Origin of the sequence: Mycobacterium sp. E3198, assembly GCF_001667015.1 — a bacterium.
GTDB lineage: Bacteria > Actinomycetota > Actinomycetes > Mycobacteriales > Mycobacteriaceae > Mycobacterium.
This window is the reverse complement of record NZ_LZIS01000249.1, coordinates 1-19,439: the sequence shown is the minus strand read 5'-3', so window position 1 is coordinate 19,439 and position 19,439 is coordinate 1. Positions and strand designations below refer to the sequence as shown.

Annotated in this window: 12 protein-coding genes and 1 riboswitch; of the genes, 4 read left to right on the top strand and 8 right to left on the bottom strand. The window is 68.7% G+C overall.

The annotated features are described in order from the left end of the window. From A5673_RS25630 to A5673_RS25605, 6 genes are all read right to left on the bottom strand, one after another. Nucleotides 1–271 (bottom strand): hypothetical protein (locus tag A5673_RS25630; RefSeq protein WP_156748632.1); only part of this gene is annotated, 271 nt, incomplete at its 3' end. 128 nt (nucleotides 272–399) lie between these two features. Beyond that, nucleotides 400–3,525: an isoleucine--tRNA ligase gene (gene ileS, locus A5673_RS25625; protein ID WP_068239050.1), complete on the bottom strand. Its 3,126-nt coding sequence runs from the start codon at nucleotides 3,523–3,525 to the stop codon at nucleotides 400–402. Nucleotides 3,526–3,830: 305 nt separating this feature from the next. Beyond that, on the bottom strand, nucleotides 3,831–4,052 hold the full coding sequence (locus A5673_RS25620; protein WP_068239047.1) for an Rv1535 family protein: 222 nt from the start codon (nucleotides 4,050–4,052) through the stop codon (nucleotides 3,831–3,833). Between the two features lie 304 nt (nucleotides 4,053–4,356). Further along, nucleotides 4,357–4,526, bottom strand: a riboswitch (M-box (ykoK) riboswitch). A 94-nt stretch (nucleotides 4,527–4,620) separates the two neighbouring features. After that, nucleotides 4,621–5,256 (bottom strand): TetR/AcrR family transcriptional regulator, encoded by a 636-nt coding sequence (locus tag A5673_RS25615; RefSeq protein ID WP_068239044.1) that lies wholly within the window; start codon nucleotides 5,254–5,256, stop codon nucleotides 4,621–4,623. Further along, on the bottom strand, nucleotides 5,253–6,377 hold the full coding sequence (locus A5673_RS25610; RefSeq protein ID WP_068239041.1) for a nitronate monooxygenase family protein: 1,125 nt from the start codon (nucleotides 6,375–6,377) through the stop codon (nucleotides 5,253–5,255). The genes A5673_RS25615 and A5673_RS25610 overlap by 4 nt, the downstream gene beginning before the upstream one ends. Before the next feature lie 31 nt (nucleotides 6,378–6,408). Then, entirely contained in the window at nucleotides 6,409–6,990 is a 582-nt protein-coding gene (locus A5673_RS25605; RefSeq protein ID WP_068239038.1) for a carboxymuconolactone decarboxylase family protein, read from the bottom strand. A 781-nt stretch (nucleotides 6,991–7,771) separates the two neighbouring features. Between A5673_RS25605 and pks2 the strand changes: the two genes are divergently transcribed. The 4 genes from pks2 (at nucleotide 7,772) to A5673_RS25585 (ending at nucleotide 17,504) form a co-directional block, all read left to right on the top strand. Then, complete coding sequence (gene pks2, locus A5673_RS25600) at nucleotides 7,772–14,068, top strand: type I polyketide synthase (RefSeq protein ID WP_068239035.1); 6,297 nt, start codon at nucleotides 7,772–7,774, stop codon at nucleotides 14,066–14,068. 59 nt (nucleotides 14,069–14,127) lie between these two features. Next, nucleotides 14,128–15,570, top strand: a complete 1,443-nt coding sequence (locus tag A5673_RS25595) for a condensation domain-containing protein (protein ID WP_068239027.1) — start codon at nucleotides 14,128–14,130, stop codon at nucleotides 15,568–15,570. A gap of 55 nt (nucleotides 15,571–15,625) precedes the next feature. Further along, nucleotides 15,626–16,873 (top strand): glycosyltransferase, encoded by a 1,248-nt coding sequence (locus tag A5673_RS25590; protein ID WP_068239024.1) that lies wholly within the window; start codon nucleotides 15,626–15,628, stop codon nucleotides 16,871–16,873. Nucleotides 16,874–16,961: 88 nt separating this feature from the next. After that, nucleotides 16,962–17,504 carry a hypothetical protein gene (locus A5673_RS25585; RefSeq protein WP_156748630.1) on the top strand — a complete coding sequence of 181 codons (543 nt, stop codon included), beginning with the start codon at nucleotides 16,962–16,964 and terminating at the stop codon, nucleotides 17,502–17,504. 10 nt (nucleotides 17,505–17,514) lie between these two features. Here the strand turns inward: A5673_RS25585 and A5673_RS25580 are convergent, their stop codons facing one another. Then, complete coding sequence (locus A5673_RS25580) at nucleotides 17,515–18,348, bottom strand: hypothetical protein (RefSeq protein WP_068239017.1); 834 nt, start codon at nucleotides 18,346–18,348, stop codon at nucleotides 17,515–17,517. Next, a partial coding sequence (locus tag A5673_RS29740; protein WP_197518471.1) for a glycosyltransferase occupies nucleotides 18,348–19,439 on the bottom strand: 1,092 nt, incomplete at its 5' end. The genes A5673_RS25580 and A5673_RS29740, both read right to left, overlap by 1 nt.

Below are 19,439 nucleotides of genomic sequence, written 5' to 3'. Positions count from 1 at the left end.
CGCCGGCGACCGCGCCGAGCGCCGCGACGACGGCCCCCGCCACCAGGACGTTCGTGCCGCGGGAGCGCTTTGCGGTGGCGGTGGTGGGCGGAAAGTCCTCAAAATGCGCGGGCGTGGACAGGGACCCGTCCTCGATCGCGGGATCGCCCAGGGGGCTCGACGCCCACGCCTCGGCGACGGTGAGGTCCTCGTGCGGGATGGCCGCCACCGTCAGGTCGTCGTGCGGGAGGGCGGCGAAGGTCATCGACTGGAAGTCTTCGATGGTGCTCATGGTGTGTTCCTTAACTGTGGTCGCGGCCCCCGTTGGGCCGCCGTCACAGGTAGGAGCGGCCACCCCCGACGGCTCGGACACTTTTTTCGGAACTTTTTTCGGCGCCCCGCGACCGGGGCCCCGAGCGGTCAGGCCTTGGCGATCGCCACCCGCACGCCGTCGCCGATCTCGGCGCCGTCGGCGGCCTCGCCGAACTCGAAGCTGGTGGCGAGTATCTCCCCCGCAATGAGTTCGGCATGCGTACGCGCCCAGTCGGCCCGCTCGGCGGGCACCGACATCACCACGGCGATGCGGTCGGACACGTCCAGCCCGGTCGACTTGCGCAGCTCCTGCAGCTCGCGGATCCGGTCCTTGGCCCAACCCTCGGCCTCCAGTTCGGGGGTCACCGTGCCGTCCAGCACCACCAGGCCGGACCCGTCGGGCAGCGCCGCGGTGTAGTCCGGATCCGCGGCCACCAGGCGGGAGCTGTACTCGTCGGGCCGCAGCACCGCCGGGCCCGCGCTCAGGGTGCCATCGGGGTTGACGACGCCCTCGCCGGCCTTGACCACCTTGATGGCGGCCTGCACGTCCTTGCCAAGCCGCGGCCCCGCCACGCGCGCGTTGACGGTGAGCTCGAAGGAGCCGTAGGTGTCGATCGCGTCGGTGAGTTCGACGCGCTTGACGTTGAGCTCGTCGGCGATCAGGTCGGCGAACGGCTCCAGCCGCCGCGGATTGTCCACCGCCACGGTCAGTTTCGGCAGCGGCAGGCGCACCCGCAGCTTCTTGGCCTTGCGCAGCGACGACGCCGCCGAGCAGACGTCCCGCACCTGGTCCATCGCGGCGACCAGGTCGGGATCCGCCGGAACCGCGTCCGCCTCGGGCCAGTCGGTCAGGTGCACCGAGCGCCCGAAGGTCAGCCCCCGCCAGATGATCTCGGTAACCGACGGCAACAGCGGCGCGGCCAGCCGGGCGGTCACCTCCAGCACGGTGTGCAGGGTGTCGATGGCCTCGGCATCTTCCTCCCAGAAGCGCGAACGCGACCGTCGCACATACCAATTCGTCAGCGCCTCGGTGAACTGGCGCAGCTGCTCGCAGGCCCCGGAGATGTCGCAGGTCTCCATCGACTCGGTGAGGTCCGCGCGCAGCTCGGCCAGCTTGGCCAGGATGTAGCGGTCCAGCACGTTGGTCGAATCCGTGCGCCAGGTGCCGACTTTCGGTGCGTATAGCGCCAGGAAGCTGTAGGCGTTCCACAGCGGCAGCAGCACCTGCCGCACGCCCTCGCGGATGCCCTGCTCGGTGACGATCAGGTTACCGCCGCGCAGGATCGGCGAGGCCATCAGGAACCACCGCATGGCGTCGGAGCCGTCGCGGTCGAACACCTCGGACACGTCCGGGTAGTTGCGCAGCGACTTGCTCATCTTCTGGCCGTCCGAGCCCAGCACGATCCCGTGCGCCACGCAGGTTTTGAACGCCGGACGGTCGAACAGCGCGGTGGCCAGCACGTGCAGCGTGTAGAACCAGCCGCGGGTCTGGCCGATGTATTCGACGATGAAGTCGCCCGGGTAGTGGCTGTCGAACCACTCCTCGTTCTCGAACGGGTAGTGCACCTGGGCATAGGGCATCGAGCCCGAGTCGAACCACACGTCGAGCACGTCGGGGATGCGCCGCATCCTGCTGTGACCGGTGGGGTCGTCGGGGTTGGGCCGGGTGAGCTCGTCGATGTAGGGCCGGTGCAGATTGGTGGGCCGCACCCCGAAGTCACGCTCCAGTTCGTCCAGGCTGCCGTAGACGTCGACGCGTGGGTAGGCAGGGTCGTCGGACTTCCACACCGGAATCGGCGTGCCCCAGTAGCGGTTTCGCGAGATCGACCAGTCGCGCGCGCCGGCCAGCCACTTGCCGAACTGGCCGTCCTTGACGTGCTCGGGATACCAGGTGATCTGCTGGTTGAGTTCGACCATGCGGTCCCGGAATTGGGTGACCGCGACGAACCATGACGACACCGCCCGATAGATCAACGGGTTGCGGCACCGCCAGCAGTGCGGGTACGGGTGTTCATAGGTCTCGTGGCGGACCAGCACCGCGCCGTTGGCCGCCGCCGGGCCGCTGCCGTTCTTCAGATCCCGGATGATGTTTGGGTTGGCATCAAAGACGCGCTGCCCCCGGTAATCCGGGACGGTCGCGTCGAAGCGGCCCTTGGAATCCACCGGGGTGACCGGGGCAATGCCGGCCGCGTCGCAGACCGCCATGTCGTCCTCGCCGTAGGCCGGAGCCATGTGCACGATCCCGGTGCCGTCCTCGGTGGTGACGAAATCGCCCCTCAGCACCTGAAAAGCCTTGGGGCTGTCCGGGAAATACGGGAACGGCGGCAGGTAGCGCGTGCCCAATAAATCCGCGCCCCGATACGTGCCCAGCACCTCGGGTTCTTCACCCAGCTCCCGCGCGTAGGCGCCCAGCCGGGCCTGCGCCAGCACGAAACGGCGCTCACCGACCCGGACCAGCACGTAGGTCACGTCCGGGTGCACGGCGACCGCGAGGTTCGACGGCAGGGTCCACGGCGTCGTCGTCCACACCAGCAGATAGGCGCCGTCCAGAGCGCCGCCCGCCACCTTGAAACCCACCGTGAGTGCCGGGTCCTGGCGACTCTGGTAGACGTCGTCGTCCATCCGCAATTCGTGGTTGGACAACGGGGTTTCGTCGCGCCAGCAATACGGCAGCACCCGGTAGCCCTCGTACGCCAGGCCCTTGTCCCACAGCTGTTTGAACGCCCAGATCACCGACTCCATGTAGCTGGGATCCAGCGTCTTGTAGTCGTTGTCGAAGTCGACCCAGCGCGCCTGGCGCGTGACGTACGCCTGCCATTCGTCGGTGTAGCGCAACACCGATTCGCGGCAGGCCTCGTTGAACGCCGCGATACCCATGTCGTCGATCTGGGACTTGTCGGTGATGCCGAGCTGACGCTCGACCTCCAACTCGGCGGGCAGCCCGTGGGTGTCCCAGCCGAACCGGCGCTCGACCTTGTAGCCGCGCATGGTGCGGTAGCGCGGGACGATGTCCTTCACGTACCCGGTGAGCAGGTGGCCGTAGTGGGGCAGCCCGTTGGCGAATGGCGGCCCGTCGTAGAACACGTACTCCGGGGCGCCGTCGCGGCGCGCGATGCTGGCCCGGAAGGTGTCGTCACGGGCCCAGTAGTCGAGTACCTCGAGTTCGAGCGCCGGGAAGTCCGGCGCCCCGCCCGCCGGCTTCGGGTAGGCCTTGACGTCAGCGTTCTCGGTCACGATGTGTGTCGTCTCCTGTGGCCGTCCTGCTCAGGCCGGGGACGACGACGCGCACGGTGCGCGAGCGCCGCGGTACCACCCCGCTTGCCGCGCTTGCGCGCGACCGCTCGATGCAGGCTGTGACGGGCCTACCCGTTCGGTTCTACTGAGCCGCGCCGGCCGTTCTTCCGAAGGCTCCCCGGTGATCGCCGGATCGATGCCAATGCGCCGATTCTACTCAACTGCCGCACCCCAAGGGGCTACCTGGCCTCAGGAAGGACCTGCGGCCGGGTAGCCCCTTGGAGCCGTGATCGCTCTCCATCACCTCAGGCCCGGACGTCGAGCACACCGACGCGCCACAGCGCCGCGTACACGTGACGCAGGCCGATGCTCAACAGGTGGGCGGCGCCGTCCACCACCGGGTCGCTGATGACGATGGTCGGGCGCTGTGCCTTCTTCGGGGCGGGGGCGGGGGTTGCGTCGCGCACCACGGTCAGCTTGGGGGCGGGCGCAACGGTCACCACTTCGTCGTGCAGAACTGCGGTCATGATCTTCTCCTGGACTTTGCTCGGCGCTCTGGCGCCGAGGTGGCGGAATCGAAAACGAGGACTCAATGGACTGACGTGTCCCGTCCCGTCGTGGTTCCGAACCCAGAACGCTTGGCCGCGAAGCCAATTAGCTAGCCGCGAAGATCGCTCCGGAGGACGGATCGGGACGAAACACAGTTCGGACTTCGGCCCGGACTGTCGCTGGAACTCATACGTCCCTCACCTCCTCGACGTCACGACGCGTGCGGTTGTCGCACGATCTGCGCGCACCAAAAGGAGTGGAAAAACCGGCGATCGCCGGAGATCCGCACCCCTCTCGTCAGAGCTTTGGCACTACACGACGTGTCCGATAGTCCGGAAGCCACCTGGGCTCAACCCTTAAGCCGGGAGGAGCTGTCCTGACCCGGGGCGTCTTTGGACGTTCGGGGTCAGTGGCCTGTATTCGTGTAGACGCCTCACCTAACGAGGTGCATACGCGACCGATCATGCACGACGGGCACGACGCGGTCAAACGCCCCGGCACGGTGTCACGCGATCTTTATGCGTTCCTTACGCGCGCACACAGGCTTCAGCCAGCATCGCGGGGACGCAGCCCGTCCAGCGCCAGCGCCACCACGAAATCGGCGACCTCGGCAGCCGTGACCTCGTCGTCGGTGCTCAGCCGCCGGTGCGCCAGCTGCCCGACGAGCGCCGCCAGCGTGTACGCCACCATGCGCGGCGGCGCGGCCACCACCTCGCCCCGCTCCTGCGCCGCCACGATGAAGGCTTCGATGTCGTCGATGAACCGCTCGTAGATCCCGCCGAGGTGCTTCTCGAATCGCTCGCCCATCGCATACGGGTCGCGCAGCAGCAGCTTGACGGTTGCCTTGTCGGCCTCGAAGAACTCCAGCGTCGCGCGGACGGCGACGCGAAGCGATTCCTCCCGCCCGTGGCCGTCCGCCGGAACACCGAGCGCCGCGGCGATGTGGCCGCGCAGCGCGCCCTCCTCGGCGGCCATCAACGCGTGGAACAGCTCGTCCTTGGAGTCGAAGTACCAGTACACCGAGCCGTACGCCAGGCCGGCCCGCTTGGCGATGTCGGCGATCGTCGTGGCGTGAAAACCCTTGCGCGCGAACACTTCTTTGGCGGCCGCCATGATCTGGTCGCGCCGCTGCGACTTGTCCTGGTCGCTGACCGCGCGGCGCCGCCGCGTCGCGCTGGTCACGTATCGACCAGGCCGTCGAGGCGGCCGATCGTGTCGATGAACTCTTCCACCATGTCGAGCACCACGGAGCGCACCGGGCGGACCTTGTCGAGCGAGCCGACCACCTGTCCGACGAAATAGGTCGCCAGCTCGCGCGCCTCGGCACCCGGGTGGGTGGCCGCCTGGTTGATGCGCACCTGCGCACCGGTGACGAGCGCGGTCTGCAGCGGCATGCCGAGGGGGTCCGGCGTGCCCGGGCGGGCCCACTCGTCGGTCCACGCGGTGCGCAGCATCCGGGCCGGCTTGCCGGTCATCGACCGCGACCGCACGGTGTCCGAGGAGCTGGCCGCCAAGAACTTCTCCTTGACGACCGGGACCGTCTCGGCCTCTTCGGTGGTCAGCCACACCGACCCGCACCACACCCCCTCCGCGCCCAGCGCCAGGGCCGCGGCAACCTGGCGACCGCGGGCGATGCCGCCGGCGGCCAGCACGGGAACCGGCGCCACGGCATCGACCACCTCGGGCACCAGGACCATGGTCGCCACCTCGCCGGTGTGGCCGCCGGCCTCGGTGCCCTGCGCGACGATCAGATCGACACCCGCGGCCGCGTGCCGCCGCGCGTGGCCCGTGGTGCCGGCCAGCGCGGCCACCAGCACGTCGTGTTGGTGGGCTCGCTCGACGAGGTCGGCCGGGGGCGGCCCGAGCGCGCTGGCGATCAGCCGGATGTTGTGCGCGAAGGCCACGTCCAGCAGCGGCTCGTAGCCCTTGGGCGAGATGTTGAGGCCGCCGGACGACGCCCTGGGCTCGTCGGCGGGCGCCGCGACGCCGTAGCGGGCCAGGATGTCCTCGACGAACGCGCGGTGCTCCTCGGGAAGCAGCTCCCTGGTTTGTTTGGCGTCGATCCCGCCCTGCTCGGCGCCGACGTATTTGGGCGGCAACAACAGGTCCACACCGTACGGCTTGCCGCCCGTCTGCTCCTCGATCCAGGTCAGCTCGTTCTCCAGCCGCTGCGGGCTGTGCGCGACGGCGCCGAGGACGCCGAATCCTCCCGCGTTGGTGACGGCGGCCACCACGTCGCGGCAATGGCTGAAGGCGCAGATCGGAAACTCAACGCCGAGCATCTCGGCGACCCTGGTTCGCATCGCCCGACGCTATGAGTTACTGACTGATAAGTCAATCGTCAGGCGACCGGCCGTCCGGCGGCCAGCTCGACACGCCATCTTCCAGCGGAACCTGCAGACTGTGCAGGATCGACGCCACCATTCGCCACGCGCCGATAGCGGTGACCAGCTCAATGAGAACCATTGTGTCGCTGCGTAATTCGCGCGAGCACTCGGCCCAGCTCTCGGCGCTCACCGCACCGTCGCGCAGCACGTCGTCGGTGGCGGCCAGCACCGCGCGCTCGGTGGGCCCGAACCCGTCATGCCCCTGCCAATCGCGCACGCCGAGCAGGTCGTCGGGGCTCACGCCCAGTCCCGACGCGACGCGCCAATGCTGCGTCCACTCGTAGTCGCAGGCGGTGAGCCAGCCGATCCGCATGATGACCAGCTCCCGCAACCGCGGCTCCAGGGCGCCGTGCCAGAGCATGGTGGCGAGCAGGTCGTTGAGGGCGCGCGCCAGCGTCGGATGATTCAGCAACACCTGGAAGATGCTGAGCTCGGCCATGTAGTCGGGCACTGCGGCCTCGTCCGCGGCGGCCTTGGCCTCGTGCAGCGGCAGTCGAGGGACCCGGGCTTGCCCGATAGGTGGGGTCATCGCGTGAACACTCCGTGTAATGGTGAGACGCGTCACGTTCCTCGGCCCATCGTAGCCAGCGGGCGTGCGGCGGCGGGCCCCCCGATGCAGGCGAAAAGCTCGGAGCACCAAGGGCGAAAACCGGGCCCGGCCGTCGGCGACCGCGCCGCTCGCCACGTCATATCGCCACATCGCAGGAATCGGCGACTTTTTAATCGGGCACTTAACTTGCAATCTTAAAGATTTCAGCGATTTCCCTGCGGGGCTTCTCAATAGCCCCTACTATGGCGAGATTACGCATCACCGATGCAGTGCATCGGCGCGTCCAATTTAGTTTCCGCCTCGCCCGCCCCCGGGTCGGGCCGGTCCGTGCTGCCACCACCGCGGCGCCGGCCGACAATGCCCGTGGTCACGTTTGCCACCCGGTACGCCAACGTCACCGGAGCAGTTGCGGCACAGCGCCTCTGGCAGCGACCCGAGTCCAGCACTACGCCCGATAATCGTGCGAAAAGTATGTGACCACCCTGTGACCCAAGCTTCCTGTCAGCGACGATGCTTCGCGCGTTGTTAAATTTTTGTACGTTCGCACGATTTTTCCACGCGGTTGGGGACGAGCCGCTACGCTGCTGATCGCGCCACGTTGTTACGGCGGGCTTCGATTGCGGGGGTCGGTGGGTTGATTGTGTGTTGCTCGCGGAGTTGCTAGCTCGCGCAAAAAAATTCGGCGAGATTTCTCGAAGCTGAGATAAGAGCGAGCAGCAGTGATAGGAACTTGTGGATAGGCAAGGAGAGGTGAAGGACAGTGGATAAGGCAGTCGTGACTCCGGTCGCCGTCATCGGGATGGCGTGCCGGCTGCCGGGGGGCATCAACTCCCCTGACCTCTTTTGGGAAGCGTTGCTGCGTGGTGAGGACTTTGTCAAGGAAATCCCGGGCGAACGCTGGGATGTCGACTACTACTACGACCCCGAGCCGGGCGTGCCGGGCCGGTCGGTTTGCAAGTGGGGCTCGTTCCTGGACAACGTCGGCGACTTCGACCCCGAGTTCTTCGGCATCACCGAAAAAGAAGCCACGGCCATGGACCCGCAGCACCGGCTGCTCATGGAAACCGCGTGGGAGGCCATGGAACACGCCGGCCTCACCAAGGACACCATCGCCGGGGAAACGGGCGTTTTCGTCGGATTGAACTACGGCGACTACCAATTCGTGCACGCCGCCACCGACGCCTTCGACGGACCCTACGGAAACCCCGGCACCATCTCGTGCATGGCGTCCGGGCGGATCTCCTACGCGCTCGGCCTGCACGGCCCCGCGGTCACGATCGACACCGCCTGCTCGTCCGGCCTGTTCGCGATCCACCAGGCCTGCCGCAGCCTCAACGACGGCGAGAGCGAACTCGCGTTCGCCGGCGGCGTCAACGTGATGATGGAGCCGCGCAGGTCCGCCTCCGCTTCGGCGGGGGGCATGCTCTCGGGCACGGGGCACTGCCACGCCTTTGACATCAAGGCCGACGGCTTCGTCTCCGGCGAAGGCTGCGTGGTGCTGCTGCTCAAGCGGCTGTCCGACGCGCAGCGCGACGGCGACCGGGTGCTGGGTGTGATTCGCGCCACTGCCGCCAACCAGGACGGCCACACCATGAACATCGCGATGCCCTCGGGCGAGGCGCAGGCCCAGGTGTACCGCGCCGCGCTCGCGGCGGCGGGCGTCGACGCCGGCACCGTTGGCATGGTCGAGGCGCACGGCACGGGCACCCCCGTGGGTGACCCGATCGAATACGGCAGCCTCGCCGAGGTCTACGGCATCGGCAACCCCTGCGTGCTGGGCGCCTCGAAGACCAACTTCGGTCACCTCCAGGCGGCCGCCGGTGCGCTGGGCGTGATGAAGGCGGTCCTCTCCGTCCAGCACGGGGTGGTCCCCAAGAACCTGCACTTCGAGGCGCTGCCCGACGAGATGGCCCGGATCGACACCGGATTGTTTGTGCCGCAAGAGAATACGCCGTGGCCGCTGAGCAGTGTGCAGCCGCGACGCGCGGCGGTGTCGGCGTACGGCATCTCCGGCACCAACGTGCACGCCATCGTCGAGCAGGCTCCGGCGCCCCTGTCCCGCAACGGCGCCGCACCCCGGCCGAGCCGCGAGGACGGCACGCTGCTGTTCCCGCTGTCGGCCACCTCGGCCGACGGGCTGCGCGAAACCGCCGCACGGTTGGCCGACTGGGTCGAGGCGCACGCGTCGGACGTGCCGGCGCCCGACCTGGCCTACACCCTTGCCCGCAGGCGCGGGCACCGCTCGGTGCGGACCACCGTGCTGGCCAGCGACACCCCGGAGCTGCTGACCGCGCTGCGGGAGGTCGCCAGCGGTGAGGCCCTGTTCCAGGAAGTGGTGGGCCAGGAGCAGCGCGGCCCGGTGTGGGTGTTCTCCGGACAGGGTTCGCAGTGGGCCACCATGGGCTCCGACCTGCTGGCCAAGGAGCCCGCATTCGCGGCGGCCATCGCCGAGATCGAGCCGCTGATCGCCCACGAGTCCGGCTTCTCGGTGACCGAGGCGCTCACCGCGCCCGAGAAGGTGACCGGCATCGACCGGGTGCAGCCGACGATCTTCGCCATGCAGGTCGCGCTCGCGGCCACGATGAAGTCCTATGGCGTGGCGCCCGGCGCGGTCATCGGCCACTCGATGGGCGAGTCCGCGGCGGCCGTCGTCGCCGGGGCGCTGTCGCTCGAGGACGGGGCGCGCGTCATCTGCCGCCGTTCCCGACTGATGACCAAGATCGCCGGTTCGGGCGCGATGGCGTCGGTGGAACTGCCTGCGCAGCAAGTGCTTTCGGAGCTGATGGCGCGCGGCGTCAACGACGCCGTGGTCGCGGTGGTGGCCTCTCCGCAGTCCACCGTCATCGGCGGTGCGACGGACACGGTCCGCGAGCTGGTGGCGGCGTGGGAGCAGCGCGAGGTGATGGCCCGCGAGGTGGCCGTCGACGTGGCGTCGCACTCGCCGCAGGTCGACCCGATCCTCGACGAGCTCTACGACGTGCTGGCCGAGATCGAGCCGTTGACCCCGGAGGTCCCGTACTACTCGGCCACTTCGTTCGACCCGCGCGAGGAGCCGTACTGCGACGCCAACTACTGGGTGGACAACCTGCGCCACACCGTGCGGTTCTCCGCCGCGGTGCAGGCGGCGCTGGAAGACGGTTACCGGGTGTTCGGTGAGCTGGCGCCGCACCCGCTGCTGACCCACGCGGTCGACCAGACCGCCCGCAGCCTGGACATGACGGTGGCCGCGCTCGCCGCGATGCGGCGCGAACAGCCGCTGCCCCACGGGCTGCTCGGGTTGCTGGGAGACCTGTACGCCACCGGCGCCACGGTCGACTTCTCCGTGCTCTACCCCGGCGGGCACCTGATGGACGCCCCGCTGGCCGCCTGGACGCACCGCTCGCTGCTGCTGAGCCGCGAGGGTCACAGCTCCCGCGCGCTGGCCTCCAGCGTCGCGGTGCACCCGCTGATGGGCCAGCATGTGCGGCTGCCCGAGGAGCCGGAACGGCACGTGTGGCAGGCCGAGATCGGCACCGCGACGCTGCCGTGGCTGGCCGACCACCAGGTCCACGGCACGGCGACGCTGCCGGGCGCGGCCTACTGCGAGATGGCGCTGGCCGCGGCCCGCACCGTCTTCGGTGACGCCTCCGGGGTCCGCGACGTCCGCTTCGAGCAGATGCTGATGCTCGACGAGGAGACGCAGATCAGCCTCACCGCGACCGCGGAGTTGCCCGGCGCGCTCACGTTCGCGGTCGAGACCAACGAGGACGGCGTGCAGGCGCGGCGGGCCTCCGCGGTGCTGGTGGACGTCGACGACTCGGGCGACGCGGCGCGACCCGCCGCGGTGGACATCGAGGAGCTGCTGGCGGCGCACCCGAGCCGCCTCGAGGGCAGCGACCTGCGCGACGCGATGGACCTGTGCGGCATTCAGTACGGCCCCGCCTTCACCGGCCTGGCCGCCGCCCACACCGCCGAGGGCACCGGCACCACGGTGCTGGCCGAGATCGGGCTGCCCAGCGTGATCCGGACGCAACAGACCAACTACGGCGTGCACCCGGCGCTGCTCGACGCGTGCTTCCAGTCGGTCGCCGCGCACCCGAGCGTCGCCAACGCCAGCCTCGGCGGCCTGCTGTTGCCGCTGGGCGTTCGCGAACTGCGGATCCACGGATCCGTCAGCTCGGCCCGCTATTGCTACTCGCGGGTGACCGCGGCCACCGGCGGGTCCGTCGAGGCCGACCTGGACATCCTGGACAAGCACGGCACCGTGCTGCTGACCGTGCGCGGGCTGCAGATGGGCACGGGCGTCTCGCCGAGCGGCGAGCGGGCCCGCGTCATGGCCGAGCGGCTGCTGACCGTGGAGTGGCAGCAGCGCCAGCTGCCCGAGGTGCCCGCCACCGAGACCGGCGCCTGGCTGCTCGTCAGCACCTCCGATGCCGCCGACCTCGTGGCGACGGCGTTCACCGACGCGATGAAGGTGCACGAGGCGGACTGCACGACGCTGTCCTGGCCGGCGCAGGCAGACCACCCGGCGATCGCCGAGCGGCTGCGCGGCGAGGTCGAAAAGGGCGGCTACGCCGGCGTGGTGGTTCTGACCGAGCCCAAGAACGGCAACCCGGACGACGAAAGCGCCGTGCGCGGCGGCGAGTACGTCCACCACCTGATCCGCATTGCCCGCGAGCTCCCGGAGCTGCAGGGTGAGTCGCCGCGGTTGTTCGTGGTGACCCGCAACGCCCAGAAGGTGTTGTCGGAGGACGTCCCGAACCTCGACCAGGGCGGGCTGCGCGGGCTGCTGCGGGTCATCGGCTCCGAGCACCCGCACCTGCACACCACCCACATCGACGTCGACGAGCAGACCAGCGCCGAGCAGGTGGTGCGCCAGCTGCTGACGACGGGGCCCGGCGAGGACGAGACGGCCTGGCGCAACGACGAGTGGTACATCGCGCGCCTGTGCCCCACTCCCCTGCGTCCGGAAGAGCGGCAATCCACCATCACGGATCACGAGAACGACGGGATGCGGATGCAGATCCGCACGCCGGGTGACCTGCAGACGATGGAGTTCGCGGCGTTCGACCGGGTGCCGCCGGGGCCCGGGCAGATCGAGGTCGCGGTCACCGCGTCGAGCATCAACTTCGCCGACGTGCTGAACGCGTTCGGCCGCTACCAGAGCCTGGACAACATCCTGCCCGCGCTCGGCACCGACTTCGCCGGTGTGGTCACGGCCGTGGGACCCGACGTCACCAACCACAAGGTCGGCGACCACGTCGGCGGCATGTCCCCCAACGGCTGCTGGGCCACGTTCGTCACCTGCGACGCGCGCCTGGCCACGACGCTGCCGGACGGGCTCACCGACGCGCAGGCGGCCGCGGTCACCACCGCGCACGCCACCGCCTGGTACGGCCTGAACGACCTGGCCCGCATCAAGGCCGGCGACAAGGTGCTGATCCACTCCGGAACCGGTGGTGTGGGGCAGGCGGCGATCGCCATCGCCCGCGCCGCGGGCGCCGAGGTCTTCGCCACCGCCGGCAGCGAGGCGCGTCGACAGCTGCTGCGCGACATGGGAATCGAGCACGTCTACGACTCGCGGACCGTCGACTTCGCGGACCAGATCCGTCGCGACACCGACGGCTACGGCGTGGACATCGTGCTCAACTCGGTGACGGGCGCCGCGCAGCTCGCAGGTATCAAGCTGCTGGCGCTGGGCGGCCGGTTCGTCGAGATCGGCAAGCGCGACATCTACGGGGACACCAAGCTCGGCCTCTTCCCGTTCCGTCGCAACCTGGCGTTCTGGGGCGTCGACCTGGGCCTGATGTCGGTGAGCCACCCGCAGCAGGTCAGCGAGATCCTGAGCAACGTCTACCGGCTGACGGCCGAGGGCGTGTTGCCGATGCCCGAGAGCACGCACTACCCGCTCGCCGAGGCGGCCACCGCGATTCGCGTGATGAGCGCGGCCGAACACACCGGCAAGCTCATCCTCGACATCCCGCAGGCCGGGCGCAGCAGCGTGGTGCTGCCGCCGGAGCAGGCGCCGGTCTTCCGCAAGGACGGCTCCTACATCATCACCGGCGGTCTCGGCGGCCTGGGCCTGTTCCTGGCCGAGAAGATGGCCGCGGCCGGCGCCGGCCGGATCGTGCTGACCTCGCGCTCCGAGCCGTCGCAGAAGGCGCTGGAAACGATCGAGCTCGTCCGGGCGATAGGTTCTGACGTGATCGTGGAGTGCGGTGACATCGCCCAGGCCGACGTCGCGCAGCGGCTGGTGGCCACGGCGGCGGCCACCGGGCTGCCGTTGCGGGGCGTGCTGCACGCGGCCGCGGTGGTCGAGGACGCCACCTTGACCAACATCTCCGACGAGCTGATCGACCGTGACTGGGCACCCAAGGTGTACGGCGCGTGGAACCTGCACGAGGCCACCGCATCCGCGGACCTGGACTGGTTTTGCTTGTTCTCCTCGGCGGCCGCCCTGCTGGGCTCGCCGGGCCAGGGCGCCTACGCCGCGGCCAACAGCTGGCTGGACGCGTTCACCCACTGGCGACGCGCCCAGGGCCTGCCGGCCACGGCGATCGCCTGGGGTGCCTGGGGCGAGATCGGCCGCGGCGCGGACTTCGCCGAAGGCAGCGGTGCCGCGATCGCTCCCGACGAGGGTGCCTACGCGTTCGAGATGCTGCTGCGCCACGACCGCGCGTACACGGGCTACAGCCCGCTGATCGGCACGCCGTGGATCGCGTCCTTCGCGGAACGCAGCAAGTTCCTCGAGATGTTCAAGTCCGCGGGTGAAAAGCGTTCGGGTTCAAGCAAACTGCGCGCCGAGCTGGCCGACCTGCCGCTCGACGAGTGGCCGACCCGGCTGCGGCGCCTGCTCTCCGAGCAGATCGGCCTGATCCTGCGCCGCAACATCGATGTGGACCACCCGCTTTCCGAGTACGGCCTGGACTCGCTGGGCAATCTCGAATTGCGGACTCACATCGAGGCCCAAACGGGGGTACGCATCACCTCTGCCGACATCACCACGGTGCGGGGTTTGGCGGATCACCTGTTCCACAAGCTGGCGCCACAGGAGGAAAACGCTGCGGCGCCCGCGTGAGAGAGGTCCTACGTCAAAGTCGACTGCACTGCTAGGCCGGTACTACAAGGAGGGAAAACGTGTTCATAGGTGGAGGCTCTGAGCACGACAGCCTGCGAGTTGGCAACGCCTACGACTGGAACCCGGAGCCGGGGCCCGTCGTAACGTGGGAACCCACACCCGGCTGCGCCGCCAAGGCTCGGCAGGCGCCCGTCAGCCCGGTGCCGCCGAGCTCCATGCAGGCGGGTCACCTTCGGGGCTTCGTGGAGTTCCGCGACCGCGGCCTCGACTACTCGCGGGCGGTCATGGGTTCCTGGGAGGTGCCCGGCCGGTGCGACATTCGCGCGATGACGTACGTCATCAACGCGCACCTGCGGCGCCACGCGACGTACCACAGTTGGTTCGAATACTCCGATGAAAACATCGTCCGGCACACCCTGAAGAACCCGCGCGACATCAACTTCGTCGCCAAGGAGTACGGCGTGCTGACCCAGCAGGAATGGCGCGACCACGTGCTGGCGACGCCCGACCCGCTGCAGTGGGACTGCTTCAGGTTCGGCATCATCCAGTACGACGACCGCTTCGCGCTGTACGCGGTGGTCGACCACCTGCACTGCGACCCGATGTTGATCGCCGGGCTGTACGTCGAGATCGTGATGAACTACAACGCCCTGCTGGAGGGCAAGGCGCCCGTCACGCTGCCCCCGGCGGCCAGCTACGACGACTTCTGCATGCGGGAGCACGCCTGCGTGTCGGGAATGACGCTGGAGTCCCCCGAGGTCAAGAAGTGGATCGAATTCGCCGAGGCCAACGGCGGAACCCTGCCGGACTTCCCCCTGCCGCTGGGTGACCAATCGATCCCGTGCGGCGGGGACACCCACGTCGAGCGGCTGCTCGGCCCGGAGGAAACGGCTCAGTTCGAGGCCCTCTGCCAGCAGGCGGGTGCCCGGTTCAGCGGCGGCCTGTTCGCCTGCGCGGCCCTGGCTCAATACGAATTGACCGGCGCGGAAACGTATTACGGGCTTACCCCGACCGACAAGCGGAAGAGCCCGGCGGACTTCATGACGGTGGGCTGGTTCACCGGTGTGGTGCCCTTCACGGTTCCGGTCGACCCGAACTCGTTCGAGGAGACCGCACGCGCGGCGCAGGCCTCGTTCGACGCGAACATGGACCTGGCCAACGTGCCGTTCGACAGGGTGCTGGAACTGGCGCCCTGGCTGCGCCGGCACGGCCCCCAGTTCACCATGATGAGCTACATGGACGCGGGCCTTCCTCCCCTGTCCGCCATCGTCGCCACCGCCCTGGACGGCGTGAACGCGACCGCGTTCACCGATGGCCGCAGCCCGGCGTACATGTACTCCACCGTGTTCCGGTTGTTCGACGAGGTCTCCATCATGGTGTCCTACCCGAACAACCCGGTCGCCCGCGAGTCCGTCACGCGCTACACGGAGGCCATGAAGTCGGTCTTCGAGCGGGTCGTTGCCGGCAAGCTGGCCGCCGTTCCGGTTCGCGTAGCCAGGTAGGCTCCAAGGCGCTTCATCCGGCAGCGGGGATGAAGTGGAAGGCTGAGCTTCGTCGATGAAGTTTGTTCTGGCGGCCCACGGGACCCGCGGCGATATCGAGCCCTGCGCCACGGTCGGTGCGGAGTTGCGGCGCCGCGGGCACGACGTCCGAATGGCGGTGCCGCCCAACCTGGTTGACTTCGTCGAGGCCGCCGGCGTGCCCGCCGTCTGCTATGGACCGGACACGCGAGAGCAAGTCGTGGCCGTCGCGGATTTCACCCACAACGCCTTCAAGGTCCAGAACCCGGTCAACTTCATGCGCGACCTCAAGGAGCTTTTCGTCGAGGGCTGGGCCGAGATGGGCCGCACGCTCACCGCGCTGGCCGACGGGGCCGACCTGTTGGTGACGGGCCAGACCTACCACGGGGTGGTGGCCAATGTCGCTGAGTACTACGACATTCCGGTCGCGGGGCTGCATCACTTCCCGGTGCGGGTCAACGGTCAGCTCGGCGTCCCGTTCCTGCCGTCGCCGGCGCCGGTGGTCCGCTCGACGTTGACGGCGGGCTGGTGGCTGTATTCACGCATCACCAAGGCGAACGAGGACGCGCAACGCCGGGAACTGGGCCTGCCCGGCACCACGGTTTCCGCGTGGCAGCGAATGGCCGACAGCGGAACGCTCGAGCTGCAGGCTTATGACCAGGCGTTGTTCCCCGGTCTTGCCGAGGAATGGAATGGCAAGCGCCCCTTCGTGGGTTCCCTCACGCTCGAGTTGGGGGCGGACACCGACGACGAGGTCGCGTCCTGGATCGCCGCGGGGAAACCGCCGATCTACTTCGGTTTCGGCAGCACGCCGGTCTCCTCGCCCGCCGAGACGGTCGCGATGATCGCCGATGCTTGCGCTGAGCTCGGCGAACGCGCCCTGATCTATTCCGGTGCCGAGGGTCTCGATTCGGATCTGCGTTCCGACGTGAAGCTGGTCGGCCACGTCAACTACTCCACGATCCTGCCCGCCTGCCGCGCGGCGGTCCACCACGGTGGCGCCGGCACGACGGCCGCCAGCCTGCGGGCCGGGCTGCCGACGCTGATCCTGTGGGACGTCGCCGACCAGTTCATCTGGGCGACCCAGGTCAAACGCCTGAAAGTCGGCTCCGCCAAGAAACTTTCGAGAATCACGCGGAAGTCCTTGGTCCGGCAGCTCCGTACGATCCTGGCACCGGATCGCGTGGCCCGGGCCCGCGCGATCGCCCCCAAAATGACCAAGCCCGCCGTCGGTGTCGCCACCGCCGCCGATCTGCTGGAGCAGACGGTCCGCGTCGGCGTCTGAGCGGCACGTTCGTCCGCCCGACGCACAGCGATCTCATATGTGACAACGGTCAACGTCACCGATCACGGCCAGTTACGTTGCCGGTGTGATGAGAGTGCTGGTGGCGGCGGTCATGACGTCAGCGATCTGCTCAATCGCGAGCCCCGCGCCGCGCGCGTTTGCCGCCCCGCGGGTGCCTTGCGGAGAACTCGATCAAATTCGCGAGAGCCTCGATGACGACATCACGGCCGGTATCGATGGCGTGCGGCGGGCCATCACGACGCCGTTTTCACGCGGTGCGTCCGGAGCCCTCGGTCATTGGGAGCCGAACCCGCGGCAGCAGGATGCCGACGGACAACTCGCGATGGTCGACCACGGCGTTCGCTACCTGCAGGACATCAACTCCGGTAACCCCATCCCGGGGTTGGCGGCGCTGCTCGGCAACCTGCAGCACGCCAGCGACGACATGAACGCTTCCGTGAACTCGCTGTTCTATACGGCAAACATGTGGGTCGGTGACGAATACTGGTCGAATTACCCGATGTCCAAAGCGCCCGATTCGAGCACCTGGGCAGCCATCGACAATGCCGAGCAAAAGAAGAACGACATCTATGGTCCGGTGAACGCCCTGCGCGGCAACTGCGCCCCCTAGCGCGGTGGGCCTAAGGGTGCCGGCTGGCGGCCGCGTCCCGCTGGACCAGCGGGAAGGACTTGTACCACTTGCGGCGGTGCGCCGCCCCCATCTCGCGCAGGATTCCCATGGCGGCAGGCCAGCCATGATTTCTGCGCAAGCCTTGAATCATCTCCCGGCTGGAGCCCCAGTGATATTTGCGGCTGCCGAAATGGGCGTTCGCGGTCTTGCGCCCGAAATGGTTGACGTAGGCCATTTCCGTTGTGTACAAACCGAATCCGGCCTTGCGCGCCCGCAACGCGAGGTCGAGATCGAGCCCCCAGCCGTAGCGCCCGAAGGTGTCCAGGTCCATTCCGCCGACGGCATCCCAGCAGTCCCGGGACATCACCAGCGCGGTCCCCTCGATGGCGGGCACCACCCGATACCGGGGCTTGGGAACGTAGCTCGCGGCGTCCGGAACGTCGCCGGTCACCGCGTAGGGAAACCCGATGTTGAACATCGGACCCACCATGCCGGCGTCCGCGGGCAGGCGCGGGTCGAGCAGGGCGGGGACAAACCCCCGCGAGAGGCGGGTGTCGTTGTTGAGCGTCATCGCGTGGGAGTAGCCCTCCGCGAACGCAGTTCGGAATCCGAGTTCGCTGCCGCCGGCCCAACCGAGGTTTTTGCCGGGCGTGATGACGCGCTCATCGCCGATCTTGGGATAGTCGCCACGATTGTCGACGATCAGGTAGTCGGCGCCCTCCCGCTCCAGATCGGCGAGCAGCGCGTGTGTGTACTCGTGTTGCCCGTAAACCGGCACGGCGATCAGGAGGGACACCACCGGAGCGTACCGCGGTCCGCTCCGCCCCGAGGCCCGTTGCGGCATCAGACGGAAACCTCCCGTCGCGCGGCCTTTTCCAGCAGATCGGCGGCGCTGGCGACGCTCTCGGCGGGCTTGCTCATCTGCGAGGCGATGTCGCGGGCCCGGCTCGCATACGCCGGCGCCAGCACCGACTTGAGGTCGCCGGCCAGCGTTTTGGCGGTCGTGCTGGAGAACCGCCGGGCCGAACCGACTTTCAGCGCCTTGATCTGCGCCGCCCAGATCGGCTGGTCCGAGGTGATCCAGAGAATCAGCGCCGGGACGCCGGCGCGCATCCCTGCGGCGGTGGTGCCCGAGCCGCCGTGGTGGACGACGGCCCGGCAGGTGGGAAAGATCGCGGCGTGATTCACCGCCGTCACCACCTTCACATGGTCGAATTCGGGGACGCCGGTGTCGGGGGCCCGTGAGCAGATCAGTGCCCGTTCGCCCAGCTCGGCGCAGGCCGCGCCGATCATGGCGACGAGATCCTTGAGGGACCCGACGGGCATGCTGCCGAACCCGAAGTAGATCGGCGGCGTCCCGGCGGCAATCCACGACACAACCTCGTCGTCGGCGTCGGTGGGCCTCTCCATAGTCAGCGCGCCGACGAAGGGCCGCCGAGGGCCCCACTCCGTCGACAATCCGGGGAAGCACAGCCCGTCGTAGGCCTGGATCTCCAGCGCGTTGCGCTCGGACATTCGTTGCGGCGCGGGGCAAGTGGCCTTCGGCAGCCCCAGCTCCCGGCGCTGCGCGTCCTCGGCGCCCCGGGTGAACCGCCAGTACATCCAGTCGAGGGTCCTCATCGTCGAACGCACCACCGGTGCGGGCAAGCGCGCCGGGAACGCGATGTGACCGTTGGGCCGCATCGGGTAGAAATGCAATGCGGCCAACGCAATGTCGTGGTACTCCGCAACATTGGCGGCGATTTCCTGGTAGAGCTGCCCCGTCAGCAGCAGGTCGGCCCCGTCCGCGAGCGGCGTGAGTGCCGCGCCCAGCTCTTCGAAACCCGCCCTGACGGGCTCCATGGCCTCGCGCGCCAGTTTGACCGGGTTGGTGAACTTCCACGAGTTGTGCAGGAAATCCTCGTCGAGCTGCTGCTGGGAATCCCGCTGGCCGTA